Genomic DNA, 15,976 nt, shown 5'->3' on the forward strand with positions numbered 1-15,976 from the left:
ATACTTATGTGCCTCTACAAAAAAAGGATATGCTAAAAGAGTAAATAAAGGATGAAAAAGGTAATTTTAAAAACTGCTCTCTTTTGCTCGCAAATAAACTGTTGCAAAAGAAGAGCGGTAGAAAAAAAAACTAAAACTAAAACCAAAATAACGGCAAAAAGAAAAGTGATACTTACCTCCCAATAGCAAACTTACGGCGACGTCGGTCAACCCAAAAGTATACCACAAAGCCCCGCAAAAGGACTACAATGCGGGGCTTTGATTGGGGGCTTCGCGGATACTTTTCTTTTTGTTGGCTGTAATTAAAAAATACGTAATGCACTACTTTGACTTATACTCCTAAATCAAATAAACACAAATGAATACTGAATTAGCAAACTCATTAAGTGATGAACAAAAAGCAGCGACATTAACTGCTCTAAAATGGATCGGCTTATGGGTAAGTATGGATATTTCTGATTCGGGTGATTTAACGCCTTCATGCGCTGAAAGACTAAGAATAAATTACCAGTTATTGAAGTTTAGTCGCTCCAGTACTTTGTTGAGTAAATACGAAGATGACGGTGCAGAGGATCTTCTTTTTAGGACTCTTAATTCTATTCCAACTATTACAAAGCCTTGGTTTGTTGTGGAAACGTATATGATGGTTTCTGTGGAAGGTAATATTTCTCCAAGAGCTATGCAAATCGCTTTAATGTATTGTGAAAAAATTGGAGTATCAGAAGAAATGTATTTAGAGATTATTAAGGAAGCTTATGTTGCAACAGGCGACTATCGAGAAGGTATGTTCGACAAGTAACTATTAGAAAAGGCAAAACTACAGCCAACATGGGTATTTATGCAAGTATTTCGGGACGTTAAAAACTGGCGGATGAATACCAACTGCATCGATATTTTTTCAGTCAACATCACTACTGCCAATTCCACACCTGCATAAATACCTAAACGTTAGCTGCAACTCTTGAACATTTCGATAATTGATCCGTGCCGTTATCTTTGCCAATGTTTTATAAATTTTTACTTACCTTATTAGCCGCCATAGTTTTATTAGTCTCAACGCTAGGTAAGTATTTTAGTGAGAAGAAGATTGATAGAACAAGAATTAGATTAATCACTATTTGCGCTGTTTTAGGTATCACAATTTCAATTTTTCAGGCTATATTTCAATATTCTTCAGACTTGAAAGCTGAAAAGGGTGCAAAGGAGAGTCGACTTAGGATTGATTCGGTTAACAACGAATTGAAAAAATTACAACAGAAAAATGTCGACTCATTAATAGCATCGTTAGAGATGAGTCGAAAAGTTATATCTCTTCAGGATCGTTTACAATTAAGTCAAAAAGATATTATCCGACGCCAGGAAGAAACAAATAATCAATTAACTGGAAAAAATTGTTTCCCAACGATCAACGTAGGAACAAATGAAGGTAAAATAATTACCAATCAGATTCTCCTGTCCATATCTATTATTAATAATTGCACTTATCCTATTAGAAGTTTAACCGCTGTGGTATCACATCAATACCCATTCGGAAGACAGGAAAATGTGGTTAATGCAGTGGAAGTACGGCTAAATCCCCAAAAATTTGTTGACCAAATTTATACTCCTGTAACAATTGGCGATTTGGGGCCTAAGCAGACCACCGGCTTATTTTATGCCGCCGTGCCTCCTAAAAACGATTCAGAAAACTATAACTTTATAATTAGGTGGACGGGTGGACAATATGAAGTAAGTTATACAATGAAACATACCTCAGGGGGAAAAATAGTTATTATTAATAAAAAGGTAACATCACCTATGAAATCAATTGATATTCCATCCGTTTTAAAAGAATTATAACTACAATGAGAAGAAGAAATGCAGCTAACATTGCATTTAAGCTATGCCGGGTTTTGGGAAGTAATTGATCGTTAGTTTTTCAATTCTAGCTTTAAATCTTCAATTATAGTGATTTAAAGTCTATTGCCGCCACATCTTAAATGCCTGTACGTTTTTCCAAAATCTTCCTACTAAGAGTTTTTCAAAATGTTACTTGTTTTTTCCTGTGTTACCAATAATTACACGTTAATAAACCAAGAATAATCCTGCATTTCAAGATTTGGACTAAGGAAGTTAGTAAAAATATTTGTAATTAGTGCAGGTAAACCGCTTTAGAGGTCTTAACTAATATGCATTAAATGCCGCTCGCTGGGCAAGCTATCAACTGCTATTAACCTAATATTCCTACTTTCTTCCTTTTTTATAATTGTGGTCAAAAAAAGGATTTTTAAGGTGCCTTGTACTTTTACAAACAATATCTAAGATTTGCCTCTTTAAACTAAAAATTTTAGTATTTTTACCTAATATTATTTGCAATGAGTGAACGGTTAATGGAAAAGCTTTCAATACTAGCTGACGCTGCAAAATATGATGTATCCTGTTCATCAAGTGGCAGCAGTCGAAAAAATGAGAACAAAGGTTTGGGCGATGCTAAAGGAGTAGGTATTTGTCATGCTTATACAGAAGATGGGCGATGCGTTTCGCTGTTAAAAATTCTTCTTACCAATCATTGTATTTTTGATTGTGCATATTGTGTTAGCCGCAAAAGCAATGATGTAAAACGTGCGGCTTTTACCGTACAGGAAGTCGTTGATCTCACCATAAATTTTTATCGCCGCAATTATATAGAAGGATTATTTCTAAGTTCCGGTATTTTCAAAAATGCTGATTATACTATGGAACGGTTGGTAAGAATTGCAAAAAAACTTCGGCAAGAGCATAATTTTCATGGGTATATCCATCTGAAAGCTATACCGGGAGCAAGTGACGAACTGCTGAAGGAAGCCGGCTTGTTTGCTGACCGGCTTAGCGTAAATATAGAAATGCCCACAGAGCAAAGTCTGAGGCTGCTTGCTCCTGATAAGAACCGAAAAGACATGATAGCACCTATGAAATACCTGAAAGGTGCAATTGAAGAAAACAGGGAAGATAAAAAAATATTTAAAAAAGCTCCATTATTTGCCCCTGCGGGGCAAAGTACTCAAATGGTTATTGGCGCTACTCCTGAAAACGACAGGCAAATTCTTTGGATGGCCAACCAGTTTTATGATAAGATGAAATTGAAGCGAGTGTATTATTCAGGTTATGTGCCTGTTAGTAATGATAATCGTTTACCTGCTATTGGCACGCCTGTTCCCATGATCAGGGAAAACCGGTTATACCAGGCCGATTGGTTGCTGCGGTTTTACGGCTTTGAAGTAGATGAAATAGTAAATGAAGAAAATCCGTTGCTTGAGATGGATATTGACCCTAAATTAAGTTGGGCTTTAAGAAATCTTCAATTATTTCCACTTGATATAAACAAAGCTGATTTGTCTCTTATCATGCGCATTCCCGGTATTGGTGTTAGCTCTGCAAAAAAAATTGTTGCCGCTCGTAAGTTTAGTAAACTTACCTGGGATCATTTGAAAAAGTTTGGAATTGCAGTTAATCGCGCACGAAATTTTGTTACCTGCCAAAGTGATGTTTTTAACAGGAGAGACTGGCTGCCATCGCAGATAAAAGATAAAATTTTACAGGCAGGAAAAAGTAAATACTCACCCAATTTTTCACCCCAGCTAAAATTGTTTTAGAATTGGTAACTGTTATTTACGACGGAACATTTGAAGGTTTTCTTACTGCTGTTTTTGAGGTGTATGAGTATAAATTTTCTTCAGTTAATATAACTACTAAAGAACGTTTTCAACAAAATGTTTTTAATAATCATCATGAAAGTTTATTTAATGAGGAAAAAGCTGCAAGAGTATGGAAAGGATTGACAGCAAAAATATCTGCAGCAGCATTAAGCCAGTTGTATAAAGCCTTTCTGTCAGAAGAAACAGGAATGGAGGATATACTATTGAAATACATTCAATATGCATTTGCCAAAAAACAAACGATAGAAAGTGACTATTCTAATGCTGCTGTTTTAACGGTTATTCAAACAGCAAAAAAAGTGTATCGCGAAAAGCATAGAATGGAAGCGTTTATTCGTTTTCAACTAACCGGAGATGGTTTGTTTTATGCAGTTTGTCAGCCTGACTTCAACGTGTTGCCTCTTATAGAAAAGCATTTTAAAAGCAGGTATGCAGACCAACGCTGGCTGATCTATGACAGCAAAAGAAAATATGGTATTTACTATGACCGGTTTAAAGTGGAAACTGTACAGTTGTCTTTTGACGAAAAAACAAATAATGGAAAAAATATACAAATTATGCTGGATGAAAAGGAATTATTGTACCAGCAACTATGGCAGCAATATTTTAAAAGTGTAAATATTGTTGCAAGGAAAAACACGAAGCTTCATATACAACATATGCCCAAAAGATATTGGAAATTTTTGCCTGAAAAGCAGTCGGATGCGTTTAGATAAAATGATCTATAGCAAATAATAATGTCACAACTTCTATCCTTCAGATACAAGTTGTGACATTATAAATTACATATTAAACGCTTGCATGAGTTGTGCGGTTGCACTCTACGTTACAAGATCTATAGAGAAAAATTCAGTAACAATTTTTAATAATCATTACTGTAAAAATAGCGACTTATTAAATTTGAGAAAAACTCGCCGGAACCAAAAACGTGCGTGTAATGTTCGAAACAATCTTTGCGTCAGCATACTCGGGGATTGCTTTTATCCTGTTCCATTCAGGATCGCCACCGAATGCTTTCCAGTTTTTGTCATGTTCTTCCATATCATCAAAAGTGAGCATGTAGGTGAGATTGGGACGCATTTCGCCTATTAGTGTTTCTCCAAAAAATACCGGCGTAAGACCAACTCTTTTAAAAATGGCTATTTCCCCTATATCATTAAACATTTTAATTTTCTTTTTTCCTGCGGCTTCACTTGCACTTTCATAACGGCGCAGTTCAAATATTCTTGATTTATTAGGTGGTGCCTGCAGTTTCGGCATTCCGGCAAAAGCTTTCAAAAAAGAGCTTTGAATCCTTTCATATGCCGGGGCAGTAGCGGGAGCATTTAGATAAGCATCACCAGCAGACTGGTAAGTAGCGTCATTAGCCAATTTATCGGAAACATTTATAAAATCTTCGACAGAATTATAAGGAATGATCACATATATTTTACTTTGCCCCTCAGGTTGTTGTTCGGTGAATACTCCTATATTTTTACTGCCTAATTTATTTAAAGCAGGTATAGCAGCATTTTGAAAATAATCTTCTACCAGCTTTTGCTGCTCACTGTTTTTTAAGGTATATACTCTAAGTTCATAATATTCGCCACCTGATTTTTTTCCCATCTGGTCTTTTTTGGAAGCCTTACTAACTATTGGTGCTATGCCTGCTGCTAAAGAGCCGGTAACAAGGGATGCTTTTACAAATAACCGTCTTTTCATCTGTCTTATTTTGCGACTAAATTATCTTAAATAATCGACAATGAGCGCATCTATGTTTTGATAAATATCGTCTTATAAAATTACGCCTGTTTACAATTTTGATTGGGAGGTTTTGAAGGCATATAAATTATAATTTTACCACAAAGAATACTGTAACAGGTAATAAATATTTTTATAGATTTAACCAGTTTTAATAATAAAAAAAATATAGCAATGGGTTTGTTTGATAACATGTTTAATAGTGTACCGACAGAAAAAAAATATGTTCCGGAAGATACCCGGGAGGCTTATGCAGTGGTTTTATATTGCTGTGCAAATGCTGAAGGAAATATAGGGGATGAGGAAATTATTTTTATAGATACTTTATTTCAAACCATGGCTATTTTTAAAGATCACGATGGGGCGGAGTATTTACAAATCGCTGAAAGAGTGTATAGCAATTATAGTTCGCATGAACTAATTGAAGGAAGCATTAATTGTGTGAAAGAAAACCTGCGTCCCCAGTTATTTTGCTATTGTTGCGATGTGTTTTTAGCAGATGGTGTTGTAACCGAAGAAGAGAAAAAAATTCTTGAAAACCTTGCCCAAATATCAGGCATTGATGAAGAAACCTCAAAAAAAATTGTAGAGGTTGCTATAATAAGAAATGTAATAGAGAAATAAAAAAACATAAAAAAAGCATCAATAATTAAATAAATTCCTGATGCTTTTTTTCTTTTAATGATTTTTTTAATCTACCACTTATCTACCTCGTCGGTACTATGGTTGATTATGGGTGCAGAAACCAGCTCTTCATCATCTAAAGTCTCCGTTACTTCCGAAGTTTCCTCAGCAGCCACTTCTACTTCTGCCACTGGTGATTCTGATCGGCCATTTTCTTCATAGTTGTCATGATTAAATGCATCGAAATCAAAGTCAGGCATTAATTCTGTTTTTACATAATCTACCGCTTCAGTTAATGCTTTAGAAAATTTATTAAAATCTTCCTTGTACAGAAAGATTTTATGACGGTCATAACCATTGTCGTTAAACCTTTTGCGACTTTCAGTAATGGTTAAAAAATAATCATTACTGCGGGTAGCCCTTACATCGAAAAAATAAGTTCTTCTTTTTCCTGCACGAATTCGTTTGCTGTAAACACTTTCAATTTTCTGTTCGTTGTTTTCGTAAGCCACAGTTGTTGGTTTTTGTTAATAGTTCATTAAAAACAATGATACACAAATATAGAATTACTTTTCAATTGCCAAAATTTTTAAAAGAAACCTTGTAATTTTTTTTTATTTATCGCTTACTGCAATCACTAACCCTTATTACCCAACGGAAGACACAGTTTGCATCTTATATAGCTCTGCATAGTAGCCATTTTGTAAGAGTAATGACTCATGTGTTCCCTGTTCTGTTATTCTTCCATCCTCAAGTATAACTATTTTATCAAACTTTAAAAGCGTAAATATCCGATGTGTAATTATTATTGCCGTCTTATCCTGCAAATACTGGTATAAATTGGAAATTATTGTATTTTCAGTTGCTGTATCTACGGCGCTTAAACAATCGTCAAAAACAACTATTTCCGGCTGCTTTATCAATCCCCTTGCTATAGATATTCTTTGTTTTTGCCCTCCGCTAAGTGTTACGCCTCTCTCTCCAACCATGGTATCGTAACCCTTCGCAAATTGAAAAATTTCGTTTTCAACGCTTGCCTGTTGAGCGGCCTTACTTATTTGTTCCTCAATAAAATTTCCTTCAAGTCCGAAACTTATATTATTTGCAACCGTATCACTAAATAAAAATACGTCTTGCGGTATGTAACTTACCTGCTCACGTAAACTCTTCAGCGAGTATTCCGAAATATTTTTACCACCTATTGTAATGTCTCCTGTCTGGGGCGTATAAAAACGAAGTAGTAACTGAGCAATGGTAGATTTTCCAGACCCTGTTTTTCCCAATATTAGTACTTTTTCACCTTTTTTTATTTTTAAAGAAAAATCTTTAAGAGCATGAATGCCCGTATGCGGATAAGTGAAATTAACAGTATTAAACCTTATATCGCCCTTAACCTGCTGCGGTATTTTACCATTGTCTGATATAGCTGGCCTTGTATCTAAAAATTCATTCAGCCTTTTTTGTGACGCTGAGGCTCTTTGTACCATACTTGCTACCCAGCCTATTGCGCTTACGGGAAACTGCAACATATTTATATAAATAACGAATTCTACAATTACCCCAACTTTTAGAGGATCATGTAAGGCCTGTATTCCACCTATTAAAATGGTAATTAAAGTACTTAAGCCAATCATTAAAGCCATACTGGGAAAATAAATAGATTCTACCTTAGCAAGACCTATTGCATTGTTGCGGTAATCTTCGCTGTTTTTTGCAAAAAAACCAAGCATAGCTTTTTCCTGCACAAAAGATTTTATAACCCTTATTCCTGAATAGCTCTCTTGTGCATTTGTGGTTAGGTCTGACAGGAGTGATTGTATTTTTTCGCTTTTCTTATAAATAATCTGGTTTACAATATATATTGTTAATGCAAGAATAGGTAAGGGGGCCAGCACGTATAAGGTAAGGGTAGCATCTTTTCTTACCATGTTTACAACGCAAAAAGCGATCAACGTAATAAGGTTTATAAGATACATGATAGCCGGACCGGTGTAGCTCCTAACCCTGCTTACATCTTCGGTCATTCGGTTCATCATATCACCCGTGCTGTGTGTCTTGAAAAAGTTGGTATCAAGTAATTGGTAGTGATGAAATATTTCATTCTTCTGATCAAATTCAATATGACGGCTCATAACTATTATTGTTTGCCGCATAAAAAACATGAGTATGCCGCGTAGAATGGCAAGCATTAAAATAGTGATACAGCAAATAGCAACCAATTTTATAAAGTTGCCCTTTAAAGGCTCCATTATTTTAATAAACCACTGCACAAGGGGATCATTCCATGGTCGTTCAGCTACATGTTTTGCATTGGGCAAACGCTGCTGTACCTGGTTAACCACATAGCTGGTAACCTGCGGTGCCAGAACTGCAAAATAATTTGAGGCTATTACAAACAGGATACCTACAATAAACCTCACTTTGTATTTCCAGAAATACTTATTAAGCGCCGAAAGGTGTTTCAATTAAAGACAATTTTTGCAAATGTACACCTTGCAATCTCTATACATAGCTACAACCAGATGGACCATAATAAATTTTAGCATTCAAATTTCTATTGTTAGCGGTAACTATTTTAGAATGTCATTAATTATAGTTATTATTGTATAAGGCTACAGCCTAAATAGTAGGCTATATAAGCCTGCAGCCTTATAATAATTCTTTTGAAGTCTACAGACTTATAATTAAAAATAATGAATATGGAGGCTATTATAACCGGAGATATCGTTTCTTCGCAAAATATTGAACCGGTACATCGTGAACAATTATTTAAAAAGCTGGATGTTTTCCTAAAGTCTTTAAAAAACAATTATTTAAGCAGTTATGAAACATTTAGGGGTGATAGCCTGCAGTGCAAAACGATTGTGCCTGAGCTTGCATTGCGAACAGCTATACTTATAAGGGCTTTTTTTAGAGCCTATATACCAGAAAACACAAAAAGTGTAATAAACAAGAAAAATAAGAAAGGGTATTTCTCAACCAAATACGATATACGTTTGGCTATTGGAATTGGCGAAGTAGATTTTATAGATGAAAAAAAAATCAGCAGTTCTGATGGGCAGGCTTTTAGGTTATCAGGTGAAGGTTTAGACAGCTTGAAAAATACCTCGCAGCACCTTTTAGTAAAAACTGCAGACCATAATTTTGACGAGCAAATAGAGCCAGCTGTTTTATTAGTAGATGCGCTAATACAAAAATGGACTCAAAACCAGGCCATACTGGTATTATATAAGCTTCAACAAATGAAAGAAGACGAAATAGCTGCACAGTTACAAATATCACAATCGGCCGTAACACAAAGAAAAAAAACAGCTGAATGGTATGCAGTTGAAAAATTGGTTACTTATTTTGAAAAGACAATCCATAACTGGCAAAAGTGAATTCATTTTTTTCATATACAGATGGTAGTATAGTAGTAAAGTTATTAATGGCACATTGCATTACCGATTTTTTTCTGCAACCAAACTCCTGGGTGACAGATAAGAAAAATAATCTATGGGGCTCACGTTATTTATACCTACATGTACTTATAACAGGTATAGTAGCATGGCTATTACTAGCTAATATTCATTTATGGCCCCAAGTGCTTTTAATTACATTAACCCATTTATTAATAGACGGGTTAAAAGTACAGGTTGAAAAATATCTTAAGAACACCAGGAATATCGACTTCCGTCTTTTTATAACAGACCAGGTGCTGCACATTACTGTTATTATTATAGCCTGGCTATGGATTATTAATGGCTGGGTTAACTGGACGAAGATGATAAATGGATTGGTTAGTAATTTTAATATATGGGTAAGAGCGTTCGGATATATTTTTGTAACCTCACCCGTTGGTTATATCATTCAGTTTCTTACACGAAAATGGAATACTGATTTAGCAGGAAACGACAGTTTGCCAAACGCCGGCAAATGGATAGGCGTACTGGAAAGGCTTTTGATCTTAACGATGGTGTTTATAGACCAGTTTTCGGCGATAGGCTTCCTTGTAGCAGCTAAGTCAATATTGCGTGTTACAGATAAACCAGACAAGCCAACATCTGACCCAACAATGGGTAGGCCTTTCAGCTCGCGAAAGCATACCGAGTATGTGCTGATCGGTACTTTTCTAAGTGTCGGCATAGCCATTTTTACCGGTCTTGTAATCAATGCTCTGTTAAGATTAAATAGATAAGGAGAATATTCCTTTTGTAATTATATATGAAATTGCTTGGAAGCAAAAAGTGAATTTCTCCATGGCTGCTCTACATTACATTCCAATTAAATAGTTCTTGCCGGATATATTTTTAAAGCTTCCTGAAGGCAATCCATTGCAGCATTTATTGCAGAAGGATTTATAACATAAGCTAATCTTACTTCCTGCTTTCCGAGTCCAGCGGTTCCATAAAAACCGGTGGCGGGAGCAAGCATAAGCGTTGACCCTTTATACTCAAAACTCTCAAGGAGCCATTGGCAAAATTTGTCACAGTCATCAATAGGCAAGCGTGCCATTGCGTAAAAGGCTCCACCTGGGTTTGGACAAAAAACACCTTCCATGGCATTTAATCTTTTTACTAAAAGATCTCGTCTGCTTCTGTATTCTTCTTTCGTGGTACTAAAATAATCTTTCGGAAGGTCTACTGCAGCTTCGCCAGCTATTTGTGCAAAGCTCGGCGGACTTAATCTTGCCTGGGCGAATTTAATAGTTGTATCTAACACTTGTTGATTTTTGGTAACCAGTGCTCCAATACGCCCACCACACGCACTATATCTTTTGCTTATGGTGTCCATCATGATCACGTAGTCATCAACACCTTTTAGATGCATAGCACTTATTTGTTTCCCTTCATAAGTAAATTCTCTATAAGCTTCATCAGAAAAAAAATACAGGTTGTGTTTTTTTATCAGCTCTTTCAACTGCTCCAATTCCTCTGCAGTATAAGAATACCCTGTAGGGTTATTGGGGTTGCAAATAAGAATTGCTTTGGTTCTTGGGGTAATGGCTCTTTCAAATTCTTCTATAGGCGGTAGCGCAAACCCGTTCTCTATATGAGAAGTAACCGGTACAAGTGAAACTCCGGCTTCTACTGCAAAGCCATGGTAATTAGCATAAAAAGGCTCTGGCACAATTGCTTCATCACCTGAATCCATGCAAGCCATAAAGCCAAACAAAATAGCTTCACTAGCCCCAGTAGTAATAAGGATTTGCTTATGATTTACTTCTATTCCTACAGATTGATAATATTGTACCAATTTTCTTCTGTAACTTTCATTGCCGGCACTATGGCTATATTCAAGAATAGTGAAATTACTTTTTCTTACAGCATCCAGTATCAATTTTGGCGTTTCTATATCAGGTTGGCCTATATTTAGGTGATATACATGGACGCCTTTTTCCTTAGCAGCTTCTGCATACGGAACCAGCTTTCTGATAGGGGAGGCGGGCATTTCTTGTCCGCGATGGCTGATTGTTAACATTTCGCAAAGATAAGGGTCGGAGCAGTTTTTCGATATATCCTTACATTAAAAAAGCTGCCCGTTATGGCAGCCTTTTTTAATGCTTTTATAATAACGTCTATTTTCCTGATTTAGATTTAGTCGCAGCGTCTGCTCCAACAACTTCTCCATCTATTGTTAAAATAATCGGGTCTGCTACTTTAGCAACTTTTACAGTTACCTGCTTTGTAAAAGAACCCATTGATGCTGCATTGTAAGTAACTTTTATTGTTTTTGTCGCACCTTTTGGAATGACACCCTTAGGATAGTCAGGCGTTGTACATCCGCATTGTGCCGTTGCACTTTCAATTACAACCGGAGTTGCAGATGTGTTTTTAAATGTAAAAGCGAACGTGGCCGGAACATTTTGAGGAATTTGGCCAAAGCTATGTTTGGTTTCTTTAAATTCAAGTGGTGCTTTACTTTGAGCAAAAACAGTAGCTGCAGCTAGAAAAGCAACCATTACAAAGAGAATTTTTTTCATGAGTTTTATTTTGTTAAGGTTATAGAGAAAATGTAAAAAATAATTGATTTTTAAATTTATTATTTGCCTGCAGTTTTCAATTTTTGTACTGCACTATTTGACGGAGCGGGTGTTTCGGGAACTTTGTAACCCGTGCCATGAAATTTTATTTGTTTGCTCAAGCCATTATTGAAAAAAATGTCTACATATTTTTCAAAAGGTCCGTCTGCATATCCACTAAAGCCTAAAGTAACTTTAAAATCTTCTCCCGGTGCATAAGCTTTCCCCTGCTCATATTTTGGAGTAGTACAACCACACCCTACTTTTACGTTTTCAATTTTAACTGAATCTTTACTAACGTTTTTTATTAAAACGTCAAACTCTACCGGTTTGCCGTAAGGTATTTTACCAAAATCGTGATTGTCTTCTTTAAATTCCAAGACTTTAGATACGTCAGCTTTTGCCACCGTAGGTGTATTGGCAGCAGTTGTAGTTGCTACTGAAGTCTGGGCATTAACAAACGCGGCAGCTAATAAACACGTCAGAAGACCAGTAATTTTTTTCATTAAGAAATGATTTTTAGGATTATTTAGATTATTGTTGCTTTTACAACGCAATATTATTGTTTTTGAAAGGAATAATTGTGCCTATTTTCGTACTGGTATAGTTTTTAAGTTTTTATTAATTACTATAAAAATAAATAATTAGTTTTAAAAAAGAAGACGAAAATTGGACTTATAAATTTTGGCAGAGTTTAAATAACGATTGTAATTAAAGAATTTTAACCTGCTGTGCCATTTATATATTTTTGATTATGGAAAATTATCATTCTGACATTGATCTTACTGATGAGGTGATGTCATACGACAGGTTCAGGGAGGAGGTGTTGCAGGATTATAAGATTGCAATGGAAAGCCGTGAAACAAGCCTGTTGGGAAGACGTGAAGTGCTTACTGGTAAAGCCAAATTTGGAATTTTTGGTGACGGAAAAGAAATCGCCCAGATTGCAATGGCAAAGTTTTTTAAGAATGGTGATTTTCGTGCAGGATATTATCGCGATCAGACTTTTATGTTTTCAACGGGCCTTGCCACTATAGAACAATTTTTTTCCCAACTATATGCAGATCCTGATATCACACATGATCCTTTTAGTGCAGGTCGACAGATGAACGCGCACTTTGCAACTCCCTTTGTAGATGATGAGGGTAACTGGCTTGATCTTGCAAACCGAAAAAATATTTCAAGTGATATTGCCCCTACTGCCGGACAAATGCCCCGAGCGTTAGGATTAGCCCTGGCGTCTAAAGTTCTTCGAAGTTTACCAGACATAAAAAAATTAAAGAATCTTAGCAATAATGGCAACGAAATATGCTTTTGTACCATAGGGGACGCCAGTACAAGTGAGGGGCATTTTTGGGAAACTTTAAATGCCGCAGGGGTAATGCAGGTTCCGCTTGCTGTATTTGTATGGGATGATGGATATGGAATTTCAGTCCCCAAGAAATATCAGACTACAAAGGGTTCTATATCAGAAGCGATGTCTGGCCTGCAAAAAACAAAATTTAGTAATGGAATTAATATATATAAAGTTAACGGATGGGACTATGCGGGTATGTGCGAAGTATTTGAGGCAGCTTTAACCGAAATGCGGGAGACACATGTACCTGCCCTTTTTCATGTGGAAGAAATCACTCAGCCACAAGGTCATTCAACCAGTGGAAGCCATGAACGTTACAAAACCCACGAGAGGCTAATGTGGGAAAAAGAGTGGGACTGTATAAAAAAGTTTCGTGAATGGATTGTAGCTAATGGGCTTGCATCAGAAGATGAACTGTCTGAAATTGAAGCTGCAGCAAAAACCCTTGCGCGAGAATCTAAAGCAAGAGCATGGTCAAATTATATTGCTCCAATAAAAAAACAGGTAGAAAAAACAGTCAGTCTATTAAATAGCCTTACAGTTGAAAATGGTGATGTGAATGCACAATTGAAGAAAATAGTTACCGAACTTCAGACCAATCGTGACCCTCTCAGGCGCGATGTTATGAAGACTTTGAGCACCGTTTTACAAATAGTTCCTTCTGCAACTGAGGTTAAGGCATACTATAAAGAATTAAAGAAGGAGAATGAGGCGCTTTATAATTCTTACTTGTTTAATGAGGGACCAAAGTCAGCTTTAAAAGTCGCTGAAATAAAACCTTTTTATAATGAAGATTCCCGTGTTGTAAACGGATATGAGGTACTTAATAAATATTTTGATGCATTATTTACTGTCAACCCAAAAGTGTTTGCTTTTGGTGAAGACGTAGGGAAAATAGGCGATGTAAACCAGGGGTTTTCAGGATTGCAGGAGAAGCATGGTGACAACCGGATCTTTGATACCGGCATTCGCGAATTAAGTATAATAGGTCAGGGCATAGGTATGGCTCTGCGAGGTCTCAGGCCAATTGCAGAAATACAATATCTTGATTATCTTTTATATGGACTTCAGCCTTTAAGTGATGATCTTTCTACAATCCATTATAGAACAAGAGGACGCCAGAGTTGTCCGCTTATTGTTCGCACCCGCGGTCACAGATTAGAAGGGATTTGGCACAGCGGTTCGCCTATGGGAATGATAATAAACGCATTACGAGGTTTGTTTGTCTGTGTTCCAAGAAATATGGTGCAGGCAGCGGGTATGTACAATACTTTGCTGAAGGCAAACGATCCGGCTATTATGATCGAAAGTTTAAACGGCTACCGCCTGAAAGAAAAACTGCCGGCCAACCTGGCTGAGTTTACGGTGCCGCTAGGTATACCGGAAGTAATGCAGGAAGGAGAAGATGTAACAGTGGTTTCTTATGGGTCAACCTTACGTATTGTGCATCATGCTGCTGCAACATTAAAAGAGTTTAATATTAGTTGCGAAATAATTGATGTACAAACACTACTTCCTTTCGACATACATCACTCTATTGTTGAGTCGTTAAAAAAGACAAACAGGATTGTATTTGTTGATGAAGACGGACCAGCAGGCAGTACAGCCTTTATGTTTAACGAGGTTATAGAAAAACAGGGTGGTTATCGTTTTTTAGATGTAGCTGCACGTACCATTACTGCGCAGCCCCACCGTCCTTCTTATGGAAGTGATGGGGATTATTTTAGTAAACCAAACGAAGAGGATATTGTGGAAGTCATACGGGAAATGATGGCGGAGTAATAAATAATGGGGTAATAATATTGAGTGGAAGATCCGTTTTTGTATTTGCTCGTTATTGATTGCTATAACTTTTTGGGACCTTTAAGAAGAGGCAGCAAATGCAGATTATATCTTTTTTACGCTTAATCTAAAAACTTGTTTTGCAGATCTGGAGAAGGTACCCAGCACTTTTCTTTCTTTCCGAACCATCTGTACCTGTTGCGTGCAATTAAGTTATAAAAGCCGTTTCTGATAAGCTTAGGAATAAATATAAAAATGGTCAATAGAGGCCACGTGCCATGTAGTTGATTTGTGACCAATAATGCGGCAGTAGACTTAGTGTAAATTTTCCCTGACCTATATAAGATAAAAGAATTGAAAGCATCAGTTGATAAATGAAACTTTTTCAATACCGACAGGCCGTAATCAGACTGCAAAGAGGCAAAACGAAAAATGTCTTTTTTGTCTCTTTTTATTACAAACTGAACAGCGCCGCTGCACAAATTGCAAACACCATCAAATAAAATAACAGGGTGTGGGAGTTCATCAATATCAGACATAATAGATACAGATGTAAAAGTAAAGATAGGTACACAATCAACTTAATTTGACCTGTCAATTTCTGCTTAAAGAAAAGCCTTTTTCGGCCATTCTGGCTTTAACTCTTAAAAATCTTCGTAATTAAGCAATATGGCAAAGAACCAAACAACATTTGACAGTTGCAAATTTTGCAATCTTCCCTAAAATTTATTTAAATTATTTACTGTCTGCATAAGGTAATATCATATTATTAGGCAAAACAATGCTTTTTATAAAAAT

General features: G+C 36.3%; 15 protein-coding genes. 8 read left to right on the forward strand and 7 right to left on the reverse strand.

The window, feature by feature from the left end:
- Positions 1-358: 358 nt before the first annotated feature.
- The 4 genes from B154_RS0104355 (at position 359) to B154_RS0104370 (ending at position 4,390) form a co-directional block, all read left to right on the forward strand.
- Positions 359-799: a hypothetical protein gene (locus B154_RS0104355; RefSeq protein ID WP_018612100.1), complete on the forward strand. Its 441-nt coding sequence runs from the start codon at positions 359-361 to the stop codon at positions 797-799.
- 203 nt (positions 800-1,002) lie between these two features.
- Complete coding sequence (locus B154_RS0104360) at positions 1,003-1,839, forward strand: hypothetical protein (RefSeq protein ID WP_018612101.1); 837 nt, start codon at positions 1,003-1,005, stop codon at positions 1,837-1,839.
- A gap of 515 nt (positions 1,840-2,354) precedes the next feature.
- Complete coding sequence (locus tag B154_RS0104365) at positions 2,355-3,611, forward strand: putative DNA modification/repair radical SAM protein (RefSeq protein WP_018612102.1); 1,257 nt, start codon at positions 2,355-2,357, stop codon at positions 3,609-3,611.
- 2 nt (positions 3,612-3,613) lie between these two features.
- The gene (locus B154_RS0104370) at positions 3,614-4,390 is read left to right on the forward strand and encodes a TIGR03915 family putative DNA repair protein (RefSeq protein WP_018612103.1); all 777 of its coding nucleotides are present in this window, start codon (positions 3,614-3,616) and stop codon (positions 4,388-4,390) included.
- A 178-nt stretch (positions 4,391-4,568) separates the two neighbouring features.
- Here the strand turns inward: B154_RS0104370 and B154_RS0104375 are convergent, their stop codons facing one another.
- The gene (locus B154_RS0104375; protein ID WP_018612104.1) at positions 4,569-5,375 is read right to left on the reverse strand and encodes an NIPSNAP family protein; all 807 of its coding nucleotides are present in this window, start codon (positions 5,373-5,375) and stop codon (positions 4,569-4,571) included.
- 213 nt (positions 5,376-5,588) lie between these two features.
- Between B154_RS0104375 and B154_RS30520 the strand changes: the two genes are divergently transcribed.
- Positions 5,589-6,038, forward strand: coding sequence for a tellurite resistance TerB family protein (locus B154_RS30520; RefSeq protein ID WP_018612105.1), 450 nt, complete (start codon positions 5,589-5,591; stop codon positions 6,036-6,038).
- Between the two features lie 71 nt (positions 6,039-6,109).
- On the opposite strand, the gene B154_RS0104385 is transcribed toward B154_RS30520, so the two are convergent.
- Together B154_RS0104385 and B154_RS0104390 are read right to left on the reverse strand one after the other, a co-directional pair.
- Positions 6,110-6,550 carry a DUF3276 family protein gene (locus B154_RS0104385; RefSeq protein WP_018612106.1) on the reverse strand — a complete coding sequence of 147 codons (441 nt, stop codon included), beginning with the start codon at positions 6,548-6,550 and terminating at the stop codon, positions 6,110-6,112.
- Positions 6,551-6,685: 135 nt separating this feature from the next.
- Entirely contained in the window at positions 6,686-8,503 is a 1,818-nt protein-coding gene (locus B154_RS0104390) for an ABC transporter ATP-binding protein (RefSeq protein WP_018612107.1), read from the reverse strand.
- A 234-nt stretch (positions 8,504-8,737) separates the two neighbouring features.
- Here B154_RS0104390 and B154_RS0104395 point away from each other — a divergent pair, with 234 nt between their 5' ends.
- Positions 8,738-9,418, forward strand: a complete 681-nt coding sequence (locus tag B154_RS0104395) for a hypothetical protein (protein WP_018612108.1) — start codon at positions 8,738-8,740, stop codon at positions 9,416-9,418.
- Complete coding sequence (locus tag B154_RS0104400; RefSeq protein ID WP_018612109.1) at positions 9,415-10,215, forward strand: DUF3307 domain-containing protein; 801 nt, start codon at positions 9,415-9,417, stop codon at positions 10,213-10,215. The genes B154_RS0104395 and B154_RS0104400 overlap by 4 nt, the downstream gene beginning before the upstream one ends.
- 86 nt (positions 10,216-10,301) lie before the next feature.
- On the opposite strand, the gene B154_RS0104405 is transcribed toward B154_RS0104400, so the two are convergent.
- The 3 genes from B154_RS0104405 to B154_RS30525 form a co-directional block, all read right to left on the reverse strand.
- The gene (locus B154_RS0104405) at positions 10,302-11,498 is read right to left on the reverse strand and encodes a pyridoxal phosphate-dependent aminotransferase (RefSeq protein ID WP_018612110.1); all 1,197 of its coding nucleotides are present in this window, start codon (positions 11,496-11,498) and stop codon (positions 10,302-10,304) included.
- Between the two features lie 97 nt (positions 11,499-11,595).
- Positions 11,596-12,000 carry a DUF1573 domain-containing protein gene (locus B154_RS0104410; RefSeq protein WP_018612111.1) on the reverse strand — a complete coding sequence of 135 codons (405 nt, stop codon included), beginning with the start codon at positions 11,998-12,000 and terminating at the stop codon, positions 11,596-11,598.
- A 59-nt stretch (positions 12,001-12,059) separates the two neighbouring features.
- A complete protein-coding gene (locus tag B154_RS30525) occupies positions 12,060-12,545 on the reverse strand; it encodes a DUF1573 domain-containing protein (protein ID WP_018612112.1) in 486 nt (161 codons plus the stop codon).
- A 248-nt stretch (positions 12,546-12,793) separates the two neighbouring features.
- Between B154_RS30525 and B154_RS0104420 the strand changes: the two genes are divergently transcribed.
- On the forward strand, positions 12,794-15,178 hold the full coding sequence (locus B154_RS0104420; protein WP_018612113.1) for an alpha-ketoacid dehydrogenase subunit alpha/beta: 2,385 nt from the start codon (positions 12,794-12,796) through the stop codon (positions 15,176-15,178).
- Between the two features lie 122 nt (positions 15,179-15,300).
- Here the strand turns inward: B154_RS0104420 and B154_RS0104425 are convergent, their stop codons facing one another.
- Positions 15,301-15,717, reverse strand: a complete 417-nt coding sequence (locus B154_RS0104425) for a thiol-disulfide oxidoreductase DCC family protein (protein WP_018612114.1) — start codon at positions 15,715-15,717, stop codon at positions 15,301-15,303.
- Between the last annotated feature and the right edge of the window lie 259 nt (positions 15,718-15,976).

Source organism: Segetibacter koreensis DSM 18137, assembly GCF_000374045.1.
In the GTDB taxonomy this organism is placed as follows: Bacteria; Bacteroidota; Bacteroidia; order Chitinophagales; family Chitinophagaceae; genus Segetibacter; species Segetibacter koreensis.